At 62.6% G+C, this 17,992-nt stretch carries 16 protein-coding genes; 9 read left to right on the forward strand and 7 right to left on the reverse strand.

Annotated features, from left to right (window positions below):
• Positions 1 to 66: 66 nt before the first annotated feature.
• On the reverse strand, positions 67 to 1,254 hold the full coding sequence (locus ARC39_RS20015) for an FAD-dependent oxidoreductase (protein ID WP_068116944.1): 1,188 nt from the start codon (positions 1,252 to 1,254) through the stop codon (positions 67 to 69).
• A gap of 118 nt (positions 1,255 to 1,372) precedes the next feature.
• Positions 1,373 to 1,795, reverse strand: a complete 423-nt coding sequence (gene dksA / locus ARC39_RS20020; protein ID WP_068117184.1) for an RNA polymerase-binding protein DksA — start codon at positions 1,793 to 1,795, stop codon at positions 1,373 to 1,375.
• 218 nt (positions 1,796 to 2,013) lie between these two features.
• Here dksA and ARC39_RS20025 point away from each other — a divergent pair, with 218 nt between their 5' ends.
• Both ARC39_RS20025 and ARC39_RS20030 read left to right on the forward strand, forming a co-directional pair.
• Complete coding sequence (locus ARC39_RS20025) at positions 2,014 to 2,853, forward strand: AAA family ATPase (protein ID WP_068116945.1); 840 nt, start codon at positions 2,014 to 2,016, stop codon at positions 2,851 to 2,853.
• Between the two features lie 394 nt (positions 2,854 to 3,247).
• Positions 3,248 to 3,661, forward strand: coding sequence for a Fur family transcriptional regulator (locus ARC39_RS20030; protein ID WP_068116946.1), 414 nt, complete (start codon positions 3,248 to 3,250; stop codon positions 3,659 to 3,661).
• Positions 3,662 to 3,671: 10 nt separating this feature from the next.
• On the opposite strand, the gene ARC39_RS20035 is transcribed toward ARC39_RS20030, so the two are convergent.
• A complete protein-coding gene (locus ARC39_RS20035) occupies positions 3,672 to 4,031 on the reverse strand; it encodes a putative quinol monooxygenase (protein WP_068116947.1) in 360 nt (119 codons plus the stop codon).
• Positions 4,032 to 4,216: 185 nt separating this feature from the next.
• Here ARC39_RS20035 and ARC39_RS20040 point away from each other — a divergent pair, with 185 nt between their 5' ends.
• The 3 genes from ARC39_RS20040 (at position 4,217) to ARC39_RS20050 (ending at position 7,006) form a co-directional block, all read left to right on the forward strand.
• Positions 4,217 to 5,092, forward strand: a complete 876-nt coding sequence (locus ARC39_RS20040) for a DMT family transporter (protein ID WP_068116949.1) — start codon at positions 4,217 to 4,219, stop codon at positions 5,090 to 5,092.
• A gap of 42 nt (positions 5,093 to 5,134) precedes the next feature.
• Positions 5,135 to 6,409 (forward strand): phosphopyruvate hydratase, encoded by a 1,275-nt coding sequence (eno, locus tag ARC39_RS20045; RefSeq protein ID WP_068116950.1) that lies wholly within the window; start codon positions 5,135 to 5,137, stop codon positions 6,407 to 6,409.
• 171 nt (positions 6,410 to 6,580) lie between these two features.
• Entirely contained in the window at positions 6,581 to 7,006 is a 426-nt protein-coding gene (locus tag ARC39_RS20050) for a cupin domain-containing protein (RefSeq protein ID WP_068116952.1), read from the forward strand.
• Between the two features lie 67 nt (positions 7,007 to 7,073).
• Here ARC39_RS20050 and ARC39_RS20055 read toward each other — a convergent pair whose 3' ends face one another.
• On the reverse strand, positions 7,074 to 8,180 hold the full coding sequence (locus ARC39_RS20055) for an anhydro-N-acetylmuramic acid kinase (RefSeq protein WP_068116954.1): 1,107 nt from the start codon (positions 8,178 to 8,180) through the stop codon (positions 7,074 to 7,076).
• Between the two features lie 69 nt (positions 8,181 to 8,249).
• Between ARC39_RS20055 and tyrS the strand changes: the two genes are divergently transcribed.
• The 3 genes from tyrS (at position 8,250) to ARC39_RS20070 (ending at position 12,725) form a co-directional block, all read left to right on the forward strand.
• Positions 8,250 to 9,503, forward strand: a complete 1,254-nt coding sequence (tyrS, locus tag ARC39_RS20060; protein ID WP_068116956.1) for a tyrosine--tRNA ligase — start codon at positions 8,250 to 8,252, stop codon at positions 9,501 to 9,503.
• Positions 9,504 to 9,813: 310 nt separating this feature from the next.
• On the forward strand, positions 9,814 to 11,631 hold the full coding sequence (gene typA / locus ARC39_RS20065) for a translational GTPase TypA (RefSeq protein WP_068116958.1): 1,818 nt from the start codon (positions 9,814 to 9,816) through the stop codon (positions 11,629 to 11,631).
• Positions 11,632 to 11,768: 137 nt separating this feature from the next.
• Entirely contained in the window at positions 11,769 to 12,725 is a 957-nt protein-coding gene (locus tag ARC39_RS20070) for a hypothetical protein (protein WP_068116959.1), read from the forward strand.
• Between the two features lie 47 nt (positions 12,726 to 12,772).
• Here the strand turns inward: ARC39_RS20070 and ARC39_RS20075 are convergent, their stop codons facing one another.
• The 3 genes from ARC39_RS20075 to recA form a co-directional block, all read right to left on the reverse strand.
• On the reverse strand, positions 12,773 to 13,060 hold the full coding sequence (locus tag ARC39_RS20075; RefSeq protein ID WP_068116960.1) for a DUF1330 domain-containing protein: 288 nt from the start codon (positions 13,058 to 13,060) through the stop codon (positions 12,773 to 12,775).
• A gap of 4 nt (positions 13,061 to 13,064) precedes the next feature.
• Complete coding sequence (gene alaS, locus ARC39_RS20080; RefSeq protein ID WP_068116962.1) at positions 13,065 to 15,725, reverse strand: alanine--tRNA ligase; 2,661 nt, start codon at positions 15,723 to 15,725, stop codon at positions 13,065 to 13,067.
• Between the two features lie 317 nt (positions 15,726 to 16,042).
• Positions 16,043 to 17,119: a recombinase RecA gene (gene recA, locus ARC39_RS20085; RefSeq protein WP_068116963.1), complete on the reverse strand. Its 1,077-nt coding sequence runs from the start codon at positions 17,117 to 17,119 to the stop codon at positions 16,043 to 16,045.
• A gap of 118 nt (positions 17,120 to 17,237) precedes the next feature.
• Here recA and ARC39_RS20090 point away from each other — a divergent pair, with 118 nt between their 5' ends.
• Positions 17,238 to 17,945, forward strand: coding sequence for a gamma-glutamyl kinase (locus tag ARC39_RS20090; protein WP_201455779.1), 708 nt, complete (start codon positions 17,238 to 17,240; stop codon positions 17,943 to 17,945).
• Positions 17,946 to 17,992: the final 47 nt, after the last annotated feature.

The following is a 17,992-nucleotide window of genomic DNA, read 5'->3' on the forward strand; positions in this document are numbered from 1 at the left end:
TCAAGGGCCCCTGTCACCCGGCAAATCGCAGATTGGGAAGCTACTTCGCTTCGATCTACGCCCGCCTTACGATCCACTCGGTTGCTGACGCGCCGTCACATCATGGGCATATAGCCACGCGAACCGGTCGGGCATGAACCCCGGCGCCACCGCGCCGATCGTCCGCAAACCGGCATGGGCTATTCCACGAATCGGACCAGCGCGCAGGTGGTAGTTGCGTGCATTCGCAGTGGCAGCATCGACGATGCGCCGACACCGGGGCCGACGCAGCGCCTCGAAGCTGTCGAGCGCGGCATTGTTGGTGTCGTGGCTGACAAGCATTTCCGCGAGCACCCAGGCGTCCTCGAGAGCCATACATGCGCCCTGGGCCAGGAAAGGCAGCGTCGGATGCGCAGCGTCGCCAATCAAGACGGCGTTGGAGCCGTGCCATTGCGTGGCCACCCCGTGCCGGAAGAGGCCCCAAACCATGACCGACTCGACGCGCTCAAGCCATCCGCGAACAGGCCCGCCAAACTCCGAGAAATGCGCGCGAAATGCGGCCGGATCGCCGGCGTGGTTCCATCCCTCGGCAGTCCATTCCGGCGTTTCCAGAACACCAACGACGTTGAGCAACCGGCCGCCCCGGAGCGGATAGACGACGAGATGGCGCCCGCGCCCCATGAAAACCTGCGCCTCGTGCGGCACTTCACCCGGCTCTATCGGCAGCAACGTCCGCCAGGCGACCTGCCCGGTGAAGCGTGGCGCCTCGTCTCCCAGGAGTGCGGCACGCAGGCGCGAATGCAACCCGTCCGCGGCCACCAGAAGTTCGTCGCGCTCTGCATCGGCCCCGTCGATGAACAGCACCGGTCGCCGGCCGTTGAGATGCACCGAGGCCACGTGCACGCCCAGCTCGATCTGCACGCCCGCGTCCCGTGCCCCACGCTCCAGCAGCGCGATCAGATCCGCACGATGCACCAGCCCGAAGCGCCCGAACCGGGTCAGGTCCAGGCGCAGAACCTCGGCTCCCTGCGCGTAGTCCCGCAGCACCGCTCCGCGCGAGGCGACCGAGATCTCCTCGAACTCCTTGCCGAGCCCGAGCGCATCGAGCACCACCGCGCCATTGGGGGAAATCTGTAGCCCCGCCCCGACTTCGGAGATTTCGGTCGCCTGCTCCAAAAGCCGCACACGGGCGCCACGCAGCGCCAGCGCGCGCGCGGTCGCCAATCCTGCGATACCCGCCCCGAGTACGGTGACATCCTGCCCAATCAGGTTCATGGACACTCCTAACGAAAACGCCGGGCCCTACGGTCCGGCGTCCCTTTGATTGGTCGAAACGCGCATCCAAGGACACGGACCCGCAGGGGCCGTACCAAGGTTCAGCGCGCTGGAACGCTCAGTCGTCGCGATGCACCTTCTCGCGACGCTCGTGGCGCTCTTGCGCCTCAAGACTCAACGTCGCGATCGGACGCGCGTCCAGACGCTTGAGCGAAATCGGCTCGCCCGTGGCCTCGCAGTAGCCGTATTCGCCCTCGTCGATCCGCCGCAAGGCCGAGTCGATCTTGCCAACGAGCTTGCGCTGCCGATCCCGGGTGCGCAATTCCAGCGCCCGGTCCGTTTCCTCGCTGGCCCGGTCGGCAACGTCGGGTATGTTCCGCGTGCTCTCCTGCAGCCCTTCGATGGTATCTCTGCTGTCGGCCAGAAGATCTTCCTTCCATGCGATCAACTTACGCCGGAAATACTCCAGCTGCCGTTCGTTCATGAAGGGTTCGTCTTCGGCGGGGCGATAGTCGTCTGGAAGAAAGACTTCCTGTTTCATCCCTGCTCCCTCTCGCATTTCACCCTGCGTCAGAAACGTCTCGCCGTTCGTCGGCGCGATTTCGCTTTTTTCGTCGTCTGCCACAGGCATCCTGTCTCCCTGGCGCGGTGATTACTCCATGGCGCATGGGTTGTCACTGCCAAAAAGCAAAGGCAGGGTGGCGCAGGCACGGGACCGGGCAAATGTGAAGGTCGCAATCCAAGAGGCGGAAATTTGGGATGAAATTTACGGGCACCGATTCCTATGTGGCAACCGAGGACCTAAAAGTCGCGGTGAATGCGGCCGTGACGCTCGAACGACCGCTCCTGGTGAAGGGCGAGCCCGGCACCGGCAAGACCGAACTGGCGCGACAAGTGGCAAACGCGCTCGCGCTGCCAATGATCGAATGGCACATAAAGTCCACCACGCGGGCACAACAAGGGCTCTATGAATACGACGCCGTAAGTCGGTTGCGCGACAGCCAACTCGGCGACGAACGCGTTCATGACGTGTCCAACTACATCAAACGCGGCAAGCTCTGGGAGGCGTTTTCGGCCCCGGGGAAGGTGGTGCTGCTTATCGACGAGATCGACAAGGCCGATATCGAGTTTCCCAACGACCTGCTGCAGGAACTCGACCGCATGGAGTTTCATGTCTACGAAACCGGCGAATCCGTGAAGGCCTTGAACCGCCCAATCGTCATAATCACCTCGAATAACGAGAAGGAATTGCCTGACGCCTTCCTTCGCCGCTGCTTCTTCCACTACATCCGGTTCCCCGACATGGAGGTGATGAAGCAGATCGTCGAGGTGCATTTTCCCGGGATTAAGCAATCGCTTCTGACCGCGGCGCTGACCCAATTCTACGAGATCCGTGACCAGCAGGGGCTCAAGAAACGCCCCTCAACGTCCGAGGTGCTGGACTGGCTGAAACTGCTTCTAGCCGACGATCTCGACGCCGAGGATCTTGCCCGCGACGCGTCGGACGCCCTGCCCCGGCTTCATGGCGCGCTGTTGAAGAACGAACAGGATGTTCACCTGTTTGAACGCCTTGCCTTCCTGGCCCGGCGTGGGCGCTAGGGCATTCCCCCAAAGAACCAGCGGCAATACCGGGACAGTGGCATGCCGCCGATGAACCGACAGCGCGCCCGGCAGACCATAATCCGCCCGCGTTCCGGTGGCAGGCGACTGATCTGGTATTCCAGCTGTATGACCGTGTTGCGAACGCACTCAGCCCGTGATTTTGCGCTACAGGCCTGCCCGGGCGGTATGGACCCGCCCCACTGGCGCGCTCCCTGATGCCCTGTTGTTCCAATTTTCTTTAGGATCACTGGAGTATTTTCCGTCCCTTGAATACCCAACACGAGCTCCTTGTGACTCGCACGGCAGGTGCCGCGCGGGTCCGACAGGACATAGCCTTCCCCTGACAAGAGCCATCCGATAACCTGCGCCCAAGAGGCAGGGACAGCGTCGAATGAGCAGGACGATTCTCGAAAGGCTTGAAGAAAAAGGGCTCCGAATGACCGGACAACGGCGGGTGATCGCTGAAGTTCTCGGGGAAGCCAGGGACCATCCGGACGTGGAAGAGCTCTACAACCGCGCCTCCGCCCAGGATCCGAAGATCTCCATCGCGACGGTGTATCGCACCGTAAAGCTCTTCGAGGAGGCCGGAATCATCGACCGGCTCGAATTCGGCGACGGGCGCGCGCGATACGAGGATGCGGAGCGGGAGCACCACGACCACCTTATCGACCTGAACTCAGGCGAGGTCATTGAGTTCTGCGATCCCGAGATCGAGAAACTCCAGGAACGGATCGCCGAACGCCTCGGCTACCGGCTAAAGGGGCACAAGCTGGAGCTTTACGGCGTGCCTAAGAAAAAAGGCTGATCCTGCCCTTTCAGTACCGTGGTTCCTGAAGCGATGTTGCGTCGAACGTCGCGACGTCCGTTTCAACGCTGCCCGCGAATACGTTGTCGAATTCGCCGCGATCGCACATTGTGTTGACGGCAGACCACATCTTCCGGAACGGTTCGGCCTTGAGATGCTCCGAATGCGCCGCAGGCGAGGCGAAGCACTCCGCGATGACGATGACATTCGGGTCGAGCATGCTTGGCGCCATCTCGAAGAAAAGGCATCCCGGTTCTCGCAGGGTATAGCGCATGTAATCCGGCAAAAGCGCCACAAAAGCTTCGCGATGACCCGGCCGAACGAACAACCGTCCGACAATGTATTTCCGGTGTTGGGAACTCTCGTCCATCTGGATCCTCCTACCCGCTCCCGAAGCGATCCTACCACGGACGAGCGCCGACGGCAGCCAAAGCCTTGCGCGCGACGCAGCGCGGCTTTTCGGCCGAATTCGCTGTTTGACCCTTTGTTATCGCCCCAAACGGGTCTAGAGCGAAGCCAAACGCGGCTTTTCAGCCCCAAACACCCGGATTTTCGATGAACAACCTGCGCGGCGCCCTGCTGATGATACTTGCGATGGGCGGCTTCGCGTTGGAGGACATGTTCATCAAGAAAGTGTCCTCGCATCTGCCCGTGGGCCAGATCCTTCTCTTCCTCGGATTCTTCGGCACGCTCGTCTTTGCCAGCGCCAGCCTCTTGCAGCGGCAGACGCTGTTTCCGCCCGAGGCGTTTCACACCGCCGTGCTGCTGCGCAATGGTCTGGAGATTGTCGGCACCTTCGGCATCGTCAATGCGCTTGCCCTGACCACCCTCTCGTCGACCAGCGCCATCATGCAGACGATCCCGCTCCTGGTTACGATGGGTGCGGCGCTTTTTCTCGGGGAGACGGTGGGCTGGCGCCGTTGGACGGCCATCCTCGTGGGTTTCGCCGGCATGCTGATGATTGTCCGGCCCGGCATGGCGGGATTTGAACCTGCCTCGCTTTTTGCGGTACTCGGCGCGGTCGCGCTGGCGGCGCGCGACCTGGTGACGCCAAAGATCCCGGCCCGCATGAGCGCGCTCCAGGTTTCAACCTGGGGATTCTCCATGCTGGTTCCGCTCGGCGCATTCCTCCTTTTCTTGAAGGGGGGTGCACAACCTATGGATAGCATCACGCTCTGGCAGCTTACGGCTGCGGTTCTGTTCGGCGTGAGCAGTTACTACACGCTGATCGTCTCCATGCGTATCGCCGATCTCGCCGCCGTTGCCCCCTTCCGTTACTCTCGCCTGCTGTTTGCGCTGGCCCTCGGCATAGCGATATTCGGCGAGCGGCCCGACGTTCTCACCCTGTCCGGGGCGAGCCTCATCATCGCCTCCGGACTCTACACCCTTGCGCGGGAACGCGCACTTTTCTCAGAGGCCCGACAGAGGTAAGAGGGCCCCGAGTTTCATGACCGCACGGAAAGGACCGTCGAAATGAGCACAATCATCGACATTCACGGACGCGAAATCCTGGACAGCCGGGGCAACCCGACCGTCGAGGTCGACGTTACCCTCGAAGACGGAACCCTGGGCCGCGCCGCCGTGCCGTCTGGCGCCTCCACCGGCGTTCACGAAGCCGTCGAAAAGCGCGACGGCGACAAGTCGCGCTTCATGGGAAAGGGCGTGCAGCAGGCTGTTGCCGCCGTGAACGGCGAGATCGCCGAAAACCTCGTCGGCTTTGACGTGACCGACCAGATCGCCATCGACACGACGATGATCGAACTCGACGGCACCGAGAACAAGGGCCGGCTGGGCGCCAATGCCATCCTTGGCGTCTCCCTCGCCGCTGCAAAGGCCGCTGCTGATTTCACCTGCCAGCCGCTCTATCGCTACGTCGGTGGTACTGCCGCGCGTACACTTCCCGTGCCGATGATGAACATCATCAACGGCGGCGAACACGCCGACAACCCTATCGACGTTCAGGAATTCATGATCATGCCGGTCTCTGCGACGTCGATTGCTGACGCCGTGCGGATGGGCTCGGAAATCTTCCATACGCTCAAGAAAGAGCTCTCCGGCGCCGGTTACGCCACCGGGATCGGCGACGAAGGCGGCTTCGCACCCGCTCTTAGCTCCACCCGCGATGCTCTTGATTTCGTGCTGAAATCCATCGAGACCGCCGGGTACAAGCCGGGCGAGGACATCGTGCTGGCGCTGGACGCGGCCTCCACCGAGTACTTCAAGGACGGCAAGTACGAGATGAAGGGCGAGGGCCTGTCGCTGACCGCCGAGGAAAACGTGAAGTACCTCGAGGCGCTCTGCAACGACTATCCAATCTTCTCGATCGAAGACGGCTGCTCCGAGGACGATTGGGAAGGCTGGAAACTGCTTACCGACACGCTCGGCGACAAGGTCCAACTCGTTGGCGACGACCTCTTCGTCACCAATCCCGCGCGCCTCGCCGAAGGCATCAAGCAAGGCGTTGCAAACTCGCTGCTTGTGAAGGTGAACCAGATCGGTTCGCTGACCGAGACGCTGGCGGCCGTCGACATGGCACACCGCGCCAAATACACCAACGTGATGTCGCACCGCTCGGGCGAAACCGAGGACGCCACCATTGCGGACCTCGCCGTTGCCACCAACTGCGGCCAGATCAAGACCGGCTCCATGTCGCGCTCCGACCGTCTGGCCAAGTACAACCAGCTGATCCGGATCGAGGAAATGTTGGGCGAAACAGCCACTTACGCCGGCAAGTCGATCCTCAAGTAAGAGCACTAGGGCACATATTCATTGGGGCCGTCCGCTCGTCGCGGGCGGCCCGTTTTACATCGGCCACGAACGCGATCGGAAGCTGCAAGGAGTGATCGCCACGTCTCGAACGTGGGGCTGGTCCGCAGTCGCCACGCGGGTACTATCGCAGCGGGCAGCGGCGGAGAATCCATGTTTCCGGAAAAGATCATCTCGCACTTCGGCCTGGAGCCACACCCCGAGGGCGGTTGGTACCGCCAGACGTGGATCGAAGAAGCCGCCAAAGGACGTCCGGCCGGTACCGCGATACTGTATCTTCTTTCCCGTGGTGAACGCAGCCATTGGCACACGGTCGACGCTACGGAGATCTGGCATTTCTACGCGGGAAGTCCGCTGACGATACGGCTGAGCAAAACCGAAGCCGGCCCTGCTCGCGAAGTGCGTCTGGGTCCGGACTTCGCGGCTGACCAACACCCGCAAGTGATCGTTCCCAAGGATCACTGGCAGAGTGCTTTGGCGACAGACGGTTGGTCGCTCGTCGGCTGCACGGTGTCGCCAGGTTTCCGCTTCGACGGGTTCACCCTTGCACCGCCGGATTTTGATATCCCGCACGCGTGACGGGCCGGTCGGTGTCCCGGGCCAGCGGCGCAGTTACGAGCATTTTCTTAGAATTACCGGCAGTTGCCTAAGCGGCGCGCTCTGGATAGGAAACCTCACCGCCACCAACCGCCGCCGCGACACCCGTTGTCGATGGGAAGCTCGTAGGCAACCCTCGCGCCACACGCACGGCGAGATATGCAAAGGCCTGCGCCTCCAGCATGTCGCCATCAAGTCCGACGGCCTCCACCGGCTCCACACCGCATCCGACGCCCTCGGCGATCATAGCCATCATGACGGGGTTTTTCCGCCCACCTCCAGTCACGAGAAGGCGCTCGACGGGCATGGGGAAGAACTCGGCACCTCGCATGACCGATACCGCGACCGCCGCTGTCAACGTCGCGGCGGCGTCGGCATCGTTCAACTCGGCCACCGCCTCGGCAAGCTCCGCAAAATCGTTGCGGTCAAGTGACTTCGGCGGCATTCGATGGAAATATCGATGTTCAGCAAACCGGTCCAGGATGCCCGCCGCGACGGCCCCGGTGGCCGCCAGTGCGCCGCCCTCGTCAAAGGAGGTCCCACGCCGCGCCTGTACCAGATCGTTCAAGGGCGCATTCGCGGGGCCAGTGTCGAAGGCCAGCAACGCGCCTTCCGCCTCCGGTGCCGGCTTGCTCGGATCAACCCAGGTCAGGTTACCCACGCCCCCCAGGTTGAGAAACGCAAGCGGCGCCTCCGCCCCGATCCATTTGGCGAGGGCAAAGTGATATGCCGGCGCCAGTGGCGCCCCCTGTCCGCCAAGGGCAACATCCGCACTGCGAAAATCCCAGACGACCGGCAGCCCCAGGCGCGCTGCCAGAACGGCCCCGTCGCCAACCTGATGCGTCCCCTTGACCTGCGGGTCATGCGCCAGGGTCTGGCCGTGAAACCCCGCAAGGGCGACATCGGAAAATCCTGCCATGATCTCCGCATGTGCCGCCTCGACCAGCGCCGCTGCCTCCGAAACACCCGGCTCGCCCGGCCAACATCCGAGCGCACGGCGCAGTACCGCTCGCTCGGCATCCGAGTATCCGCGAAAGCCGCTGTCGCCAAAGCCCGCAATCGCCACTCCGTCGGTTTCGATCACCGCAGCATCCACGCCGTCGAGAGATGTCCCCGACATGGCGCCAAGCGCCCGCACAGTCCCTGCTTTCAACATGGCCTTTCCCTCGGCACGCCTCGCCGCTAGATATGCGGCACTTAACGCCGACAATGGACCGAAAAACCCATGACCTACCACCCGAAATCCGACTTCATCGCCGTGATGATCGAACGGGGCTTCATGGCCGACTGCACTGATATGCAGGGACTGGACGAAGCCATGTGCGCAGGCGTGGTGCCGGCTTATATCGGCTTCGACGCCACCGCGAAATCGCTCCACGTCGGCTCGCTCATCCAGATCATGATGTTGCGCTGGCTGCAGAAGACCGGCCACAAGCCAATCACGCTCATGGGCGGCGGCACCACCAAGGTCGGCGACCCGTCCTTCAGAGCCGAAGAGCGTCCGCTGCTCACGCCCGACCAGATCGAGGCCAATATCGCCGGCATCAAGCAGGTCTTCTCCGCCTATGTCACCTATGATGACAGCGCCACCGGCGCCTTGATGATCAACAATGCCGAGTGGCTGGACGAATTGAACTACCTCGATTTCCTGCGCGATATCGGCCGCCATTTCTCGGTCAACCGGATGCTCAGCTTCGAAAGCGTGAAATCGCGTCTCGACCGGGAGCAGTCGCTGTCGTTTCTCGAATTCAACTACATGATCCTGCAGGCCTACGACTTCCTGGAGCTGAACCGCCGCTACGGCTGCGCGCTGCAGATGGGCGGCTCAGACCAGTGGGGCAATATCGTCAACGGCATCGACCTGACCCGCCGGGTTCTGGACCAGGAAATCTACGGCCTGACCTCGCCGCTCTTGACCACCAGTGACGGCAAGAAGATGGGCAAATCCCTCTCGGGGGCCGTCTGGCTGAATGGCGACATGCTCAGCCCCTACGAGTTCTGGCAATTCTGGCGCAATACGACCGATGCCGATACGGGTCGTTTCCTCAAGCTCTACACCGAGTTGCCGGTTGAGGAATGCGATCGTCTGGGGGCGCTGGAAGGTTCGGAGATCAACGCGGCCAAGATCCTGCTCGCCAACGAGGTGACCACGCTGCTCCACGGCGCCGAAGCCGCCGCCGCCGTCGAGGCCACCGCCCGCGAGGTCTTTGAGAAGGGCGGCGTGGGTGACGATCTGCCGACACTGGAACTCACCACCGACGATGTCGCCGATGGCATTTCGGTGGTCCAGCTCATCGTTCGCTCAGGCCTTGCCAAATCCGGCAAGGAAGCCAAGCGACTCATCGCGGACAACGGTGCCCGGATCGACGATGCGCCGCTGACCGACGCCGGCCTCATGCTGGACGCGGCGGCTCTCGCCTCCCCGGTCAAACTCTCCGCAGGCAAGAAGCGCCACGCCCTGGTCACGCTTTCCAACTAAGCCTGCGCTTCGGAGCCGTCCTCGCTTGAGACCGGACGGACGGACCGGCGGCCGGCGGTCAGGGGAAATTGCGGAGGGTCCGCGGGCCCGCCCGCGGAAACCGCCATTTCCCTTGAACGACGGGCACCGGGCTGTCAGGCAAGGATCGAGCGAGGATGGCTCAGACGCGCCTGCGCTTGGGTGAGTTCCGAAGCCGGAAACGCGCGAAGCGCATGAGAAGAATGCGCCGCAAGGCGCGCATTTTGAAAACCGCCCTAGCCTTTTCTGCGCGTGCACGCTACCGACGCGGCAAGTTTTCAAGGACACCCAAATGGACCTGCGCAACATCGCCATCATCGCCCACGTGGACCACGGCAAGACCACCCTCGTGGATGAACTCCTCAAGCAATCGGGCGCCTTCCGTGCCAACCAGGCCGTCGCCGAGCGGGCGATGGATTCCAACGATCTCGAACGCGAACGGGGGATCACGATCCTCGCAAAGGCGACTTCTGTGGAGTGGCATGGCACCCGGATCAATATCGTCGACACCCCGGGCCACGCCGATTTCGGCGGCGAGGTGGAGCGCATCCTCTCCATGGTCGACGGCGTCGTATTGCTCGTCGATGCCGCGGAAGGGCCAATGCCCCAGACCAAGTTCGTCACCTCCAAGGCGCTCGCCCTCGGCCTGCGGCCCATCGTGGTGCTCAACAAGGTCGACAAGCCTGACGCGGAGCCCGACCGGGCGCTTGACGAGGTCTTCGACCTCTTCACCACGCTCGATGCGGACGACGACCAGCTCGATTTCCCGCACCTCTATGCGTCCGGCCGTTCCGGCTGGGCCGACGCAGAGCTCGACGGGCCGCGCAAGGATCTTTCCGCGCTCTTCAACCTGATCGTCAATCACGTCCCCGAACCGCGCCAGCTCAAACGGAAGGGGGACGATTTCCGGATGCTCGCCACCACGCTCGGAAGCGACCCCTTCCTGGGCCGCACGCTCACCGGCCGGGTAGAATCCGGCACGCTCAAGGTGGGCGCCACGGTGCAGGCGCTCTCCCGCATCGGCCAGAAGATCGAGCAGTTCCGCCTGACCAAGATCCAAGCGTTCCGCGGTCTTGCCATGCAGGAGATCGACGAGGCAATCGCTGGCGACATCGTCACGCTTTCAGGTATGTCCAAAGCCACTGTCGCCGACACGATATGTGCGCTGGCCGTGGAGGACGCGCTGCCAGCCCAGCCAATCGATCCCCCCACAATCACCGTCACCTTCGGCATCAACGACAGCCCGCTTGCCGGGCGCGACGGCAAGAAGGTGCAATCCCGCGTGATCCGGGACCGGCTGATGAAGGAAGCCGAGACCAATGTCGCGATCCGCGTCACCGATACACCGGGCGGCGAGGCCTTCGAGGTTGCCGGTCGCGGCGAATTGCAGATGGGCGTGCTGATCGAGAACATGCGCCGCGAAGGATTCGAGCTCTCCATCTCCCGCCCTCAGGTGCTGCTGCGCGAGGAGGACGGGGTGAAGATGGAGCCCATCGAGGAGGTGACCGTTGACGTCGACGACGAGTATTCGGGCGCGGTCATCGAGAAGCTCACCGGCCCCCGCAAGGGCGAGATGGTGGACATGCGCCAGTCAAACGGAAAGACCCGCATAATCGCACATGTCCCTTCCCGCGGCCTCATTGGGTACCACGGTGAATTTCTGACCGATACGCGAGGCACCGGCGTTCTGAACCGCGTCTTCTTCACCTGGGCACCGCACAAGGGCGCAATTCCGGGGCGCCGCGCGGGCGTCCTGATTTCCATGGAACAAGGCGAAGCCGTTGCCTACGCGCTTTGGAACCTCGAAGAGCGCGGACGCATGTTCGTCGGACCACAGGCGAAGGTCTATCAGGGCATGGTGATCGGCGAACACAGCCGCGACAACGACCTGGAAGTGAACCCGCTCAAAGGCAAGAAACTGACGAACGTGCGGGCCAGCGGTTCGGATGAAGCGGTACGGCTCACACCGCACGTTCAGTTCAGCCTCGAAGAAGCCATTGCTTACATCGACGACGATGAGTTGGTTGAAGTCACGCCGAACGCCATCCGCCTAAGAAAACGTCACCTGGACCCACACGAGCGCAAGAGACAGGCAAAAGCAACAGCCTGAACCGACACAATCAGCGGTTCTTCGGCGGTTCGTCGCAGAGGGTGGTCCGCCACCTGTCCTTCTCTCCAGCGTTTTGCTATGAACGCAGACGGGCGCTTTCTTGCACTTCTGCGCGTCCGATGGAGGGAGCTTCGCAAATGGACATCGGCGTCGACGACGACCGTTTCCGGCATCTCGTTCTGCTTGCCAATTCCGCCGCACTGGATCAGCGCAAATGGCAGTGGTTTCTTGAGGAACTGCATCACCTGGCAGGTGGGATCCGCGTGCAGATGTTCTGCCACGACATCCACGCGAGTTCCTCGCTCGGATTCCTCGAATTCGGCTACGATCCCTCCTATGTCGAAGCCTACGAAACGCATTTCGTCGACAAGAACCCCTGGACGCCGATGTTCGAAACCCTGCCTGTTGGCAAGATCGTGCAGTCCGACCAGGTTTTCCCGATTGCGGAACTCGAACGTACGGAGTTCTACAACGAATGGGTTAGACCGCAGGACGACATCGTTGGTGGTGCCGGCGCCGTCATCGACCGCGGTGATGGCCGGATGGCGCTTATTGGCGGCAACATTCCTCGCCACTTGAAGGACACGCTGGAAGCACCCTTCGCCGCATTGCTTGACCGGTTGCTTCCGTTCGTCCAGAACTCGCTGCAGGTCTCGCGAATGCTCGGCGATCTGACCATCGAGAACCGCGCCTTGCGCGACGGGATGGATCCCGATCTGACGGCCGTCTTCGCGTTGGACCGCACCGGACGGGTGCATTTCGCCAACGGCCGCGCCCGCCGCCTGGTCGAGTTGGGCGAGATCGTGCAACAGGACAGCCGCGCCCGGCTACGCTTCAAAGACAGCGACGCGCAGGCCGCCCTGGTCCGGGCGATCTACGATCATTTCCAACCTGAAATGACGGTCACCCTGCCCTTCTTCGCTGGCAAACCGCGCGGCAGGTTCCTCTGTCGGACAGCGCCCATTTCGGAATGCGATGGTCCGTTGCCGTGGCTTGTGGGCAATGGCTCGCAGGCCACCGGGTTCATCCTGCTCATGCTCGCGCCCGCCGCGCCGCGCACCCGGCTCGCCCCACGCGAACCCATCATCGGGTAAGCGTCGCGCGCCCCGAAGGCTCCCGATCCGAGCCGGAAGTCAGACAGCTACTCCGTCGTTTCCACGATCAGGAGTTCGCGTTCCGATGCGCCCCTGGCATGGCTGAGCGCTTCCTGGTAGCGCTCCGAATTGTAGCAGGCCTCCGCGGCCTCAACGCTGGGAAACCGTGCCACGACGTTGCGCGGCCGCTCCTTGCCCTCGAGTTGCACATACCGACCACCACGGGCGATAAATGTGCCGCCATGTTCCGCGATCGCCTCAGTGGCAATGGCCGCGTATTTCCCGTAGGCCGCCTCGTCGGTCACGGTGACGTGGGCAATCCACAATGCCGGCATGGGTCTATCCTCCTATAACGGCTTCCGCCGCCTTGATTGCTGCTTCGGCGTTGGTCGCGTCCTTGCCACCACCCTGCGCCATGTCGGGACGGCCACCACCGCCAACGCCACCCAGTTCCACCACTGCCGCTTTGACCAGGTCGATAGCAGAAACCTTTGCCACCATGTCGTCGGTCACCCCAGCCGCGACCGCTGCCTTTCCGTCGGCATCGGCAATCAGCAACACCGCACCAGAGCCAATGCGCGATTTATGCTCGTCGATCATCCCTCGGAGGTCCTTCCCGGTGACGCCCTGCAGAACCTGGGCCAGGAACGGTACACCCGCGATGTCGCGTACCGCCGGACCCTCGGACGCGGATCGACCACCCGCCATCGCCAGATCGCGACGAAGTTGCGCGATCTCGGCCTGCATCGCCTTGCGTTCTTCCACCAGACCGCGAACGCGCTCAACCACCTCGGCCTGCGGTGTCTTGACGGCACCTGCCACTTCGGCCAGACGCCGCTCCTGCTGCGCCAGGTAACGGCGCGCCGTCTCACCCGTCAGCGCTTCAACCCGCCGGACTCCTGCACTCGACGCGCTGTCGCCCAAGGCAACGAATAGCCCAATGTCGCCGGTCTGGCGCACATGAGTTCCGCCGCAGAGTTCGATCGACCAGGTATCGCCGTCGGCGCCCTTCCCTGTCGCCGCGCGCCCCATGGAGACAACCCGGACCTCGTCGCCGTACTTCTCACCGAAGAGCGCCTGTGCACCGATTGCGCGGGCATCGTCCGGCGTCATGATCCGTGTCTCCACGGGCGAGTTCTGGCGGATGAATTCATTGACCTGCGCGGAAACCGTCTCCAGATCCTCGGCGCTCAGCGCCTTGCCATGAGAGAAGTCGAACCGCAGACGGTCGGGCGCGTTGAGCGAGCCGCGCTGTGCCACGTGATCGCCCAGCCGCTCCCGCAGCGCCTCGTGCAGGAGGTGGGTGGCCGAATGGTTGGCACGGATCGCGCCGCGCCGCTGGTGATTCACTTCAAGTTCCACGCCCACGCCGGCGGTCAGCGTGCCGTCCGTCACCTCTGCCACATGGAGGAATACGCCCGTGACCTTGCGCGTATCGGTGATCCGGGCTTTGCCCGCCGGGCCGGTCAATGTGCCCGTGTCCCCCACCTGCCCGCCGGATTCCGCGTAGAACGGCGTCTGGTTCAGGACAACCAGCACCGTCTCGCCAGCACTGGCCTCTTCTGTCAATGCCCCGTCCTTCACGAGGGCGAGGATCTGGCCCTCTGCCGTCTCCGTGTCGTAGCCCAGGAAGTCCGTCGCGCCATGTTCTTCGGCCAGGTCGAACCAGATTGTGGCATCCTTGGTCTCGCCGGAACCGGCCCAGGCCGCCCGCGCCTTGGCCTTCTGTTCCGCCATAGCCGCGTCGAATCCGTCCGTGTCCACGGTCAGGTTCTTTTCCCTGAGCGCATCCTGCGTCAGGTCGAGCGGGAAACCGTAGGTGTCGTAGAGCTTGAACGCTGCCTGACCCGGAAGTTCCGCTCCTTCGGGAAGCTTCTCCAGCTCTTCGTCGAGCAGACGCAGACCACGGTCCAGCGTCTGACGGAACCGTGTTTCCTCGGTCTGCAGAGTCTCGGCAATCAACGCCTGCGCTTGCGAAAGCTCCGGGTAGGCGCCCCCCATCTGGCGCACGAGTTCCGGCACCAACCGGTGCATCAGCGGGTCCTGCGCACCCAATAGATGGGCGTGACGCATGGCGCGGCGCATGATCCGGCGCAGAACATAGCCCCGACCCTCGTTGGACGGCATCACCCCGTCAGCGATCAGGAAGGAGGTCGAGCGTAGGTGGTCGGCGATCACCCGGTGATGCGTACGTCCTGGCCCATCGGGATCGGTCGAGGTCTGGTTGGCACTGGCCTCGATCAGCGCGCGCATGAGGTCGGTCGCGTAATTGTCGTTCGTTCCCTGCAGCAGCGCCGCGACCCGCTCGATCCCCATTCCGGTGTCGATCGACTGGTTGGGCAGGTCGATCCGGCTACCGTCCTCGAACTGCTCGTATTGCATGAAGACAAGATTCCAGATCTCCACGAAACGATCGCCATCCTCCTCCGGACTGCCTGGAGGGCCGCCCCAGATGTGCTCGCCGTGGTCGTAGAAGATCTCCGTACAGGGGCCGCAGGGGCCGGTGGGACCCATTTGCCAGAAATTGTCGTTTGTCGGGATGCGGATGATCCGGTCGTCCGGTAACCCGGCAACTTTTTTCCACAGCTCCGCCGCCTCGTCATCGGTGTGAAACACCGTGACAAGAAGCTTGTCCTTGTCGATACCAAGTTCCTTCGTGACGACGTCCCACGCGAAGGGAATGGCCTGTTCCTTGAAGTAGTCGCCGAACGAGAAGTTGCCCATCATCTCGAAAAAGGTGTGGTGCCGGTTGGTGTAGCCGACATTGTCGAGATCGTTGTGCTTGCCACCGGCGCGCACGCATTTCTGCGCCGTCGTGGCACGCTTGTAGTCGCGATGTTCAACCCCGGTGAACAGGTTCTTGAACTGCACCATGCCGGAATTCGCGAACATCAGTGTGGGGTCATTGCGCGGCACGAGCGGAGAGCTGTCCACCACCTCATGGCCCTGGCGGCGGAAGTAGTCGAGGAAGGTCGTGCGAATGTCGTTCAGGCTGAGCATCTTGGTCTCCGGCGGGTCTGCCGCGAAGATGTAACTGCCCCCGAGGAGGCTGTCCACAGCATGCGGTGCGCGAGGGCGTGGGCAATGCGCGACGATAAGGCTGAGGCTCCCGCCGGGCACGCCGCATCACAGATGCGACCCAGCCCGTTGGGCCGGGCACCGCCTCTGGCGGTGTGGACAAACGGACATGCGGCGCCCTGCCAAAACCGCCGCGGTAAGACGAACGGGGACGCGGTGCCGCGTCCCCTTCAACGCCCGTTCCGGGCGGGCTTGCTTGGCGCTTCGCGCCGGGTCATGTCTAGGTTTTGGCGGCGGTGTCAGGCCTCGACCAGATCGTCTCCGTCACCGGCTTCGCCGTCCATATCGAAGTCGAGCCCATGCGCGGCCCGGATCTTGTCCTCGATTTCGAGCGCAACGGACTGGTTTTCCTTGAGAAATGTCTTTGCGTTTTCCCGCCCCTGACCGATCCGCTCGTCGCCGTAGGAGTACCAGGAACCGGACTTGTCAACGACGCCCGCCTTGACGCCAAGATCAAGCAGCTCGCCCGTCTTCGAGATACCCTCGCCGTACATGATATCGAACTCGACCTGTTTGAACGGCGGCGCCACCTTGTTCTTGACGACCTTCACGCGCGTCGCATTGCCGACGACCTCGTCGCGGTCCTTGATCGATCCGATCCGTCGAATATCGAGCCGTACGGAGGAATAGAACTTCAGCGCGTTGCCGCCCGTCGTCGTCTCAGGGCTGCCGAACATGACGCCGATCTTCATGCGAATCTGGTTGATGAAGATCACCATGCAATTCGACCGCGCGATGGAGCCGGTCAACTTGCGCATGGCCTGGCTCATGAGGCGCGCCTGTACGCCGACCGAACTGTCTCCCATGTCGCCTTCGAGTTCCGACTTCGGTGTCAGGGCGGCGACCGAATCAACAACCACCATGCTGACCGCCCCTGAGCGTACCAGCGTATCGGTGATTTCGAGCGCCTGTTCACCCGTGTCTGGCTGCGAGATCAGCAACTCGTCGAGGTCGATGCCGAGCTTTTTCGCGTAGAGCGGATCCAGTGCATGTTCGGCGTCGACAAAGGCGCAGACACCCCCCTTTTTCTGCTCCTCGGCGATGCAATGCAGTGTCAGCGTCGTCTTGCCCGAGCTCTCGGGCCCGTAGATCTCGATGATCCGCCCCTTGGGCAATCCGCCAATACCGAGCGCGATATCGAGGCCGAGCGAGCCGGTCGAGGTCGCTTCGATCTCCGCCACTGGATTGTCTGCGCCGAGCTTCATGATCGAGCCCTTGCCGAACTGGCGCTCGATCTGCGCCAGGGCGCTGTCCAGCGCCTTCTGTTTGTCCGAATTCCGTTTGTCTGCCATGTCGAGAAGGTTCGCCGTCGCCATCGTTCCCGTCCTTATTCCATAGGCCGCCTGCCGCGGCAATGACTGCTCGTGTTCACCTCTTGTTCCTATGCTTATCAGACCGAAACGAGAACATTTCAAGTCAATTCTTCTTCTTTTCATGACTGAGGCAGAGAGGTTAAGGAGTGATGAATACCTACGCAGCCATGTCGCGACACGCGCATCATCTGGAAGACCCGCACATATGATGATCTTTTGGGAGGCTGGCCTCGTTCTTCTCGCGGTGCCGAAAACCGGGACGCAAGCGCTCGAATCCGCGACTGCGGACTACGCCGATGTTCTGATCCGCAACCCGCCGAAACAGAAGCACATGCCTCTGCGTTGGTATCAGAACGCGGTGCTTCCTCTTTTTGACGGCACCGAGCGCAGCCGGCTGCAAACCGTCGCCGTGATTCGAGAGCCAGTCGATTGGCTCGGTAGCTGGTTCCGCTACCGGCGCCGTGCCAGCCTGTCAGGCCATGCAAACAGTACGCGCCACGTGGATTTCGGCGGGTTCGTCGAGGCTTATCTGGCTCCGGACCCACCCCCCTTTGCCGCCGTCGGGCGCCAGTCGCGTTTCGTTGAAGACGCGACCGGAGAGGTCGGCGTAGACCATCTGTTTGCCTTCGATCGAATGCCAGACCTCGTTCAATTTCTGCGAGAGCGGCTTAGGCAACCTATTTGTCTACCGAACCGAAACATCTCTCCGAACGTCGATCTGCATCTGCCGCCCGACTTGTTGGCCCGCCTCAAACACGAATGTGCCCGCGACTTTGAACTGCACAAGCGTTTGATAAGCCAGACGTCTTCTTCGCCCTGGCGCGCGTAGTGGGATCAATCGGATCTTGGTTTAAACCTGGGTTGCACAAATCCTGA

Origin of the sequence: Tropicimonas marinistellae (assembly GCF_001509585.1) — a bacterium.
Lineage (GTDB): Bacteria > Pseudomonadota > Alphaproteobacteria > Rhodobacterales > Rhodobacteraceae > Tropicimonas > Tropicimonas marinistellae.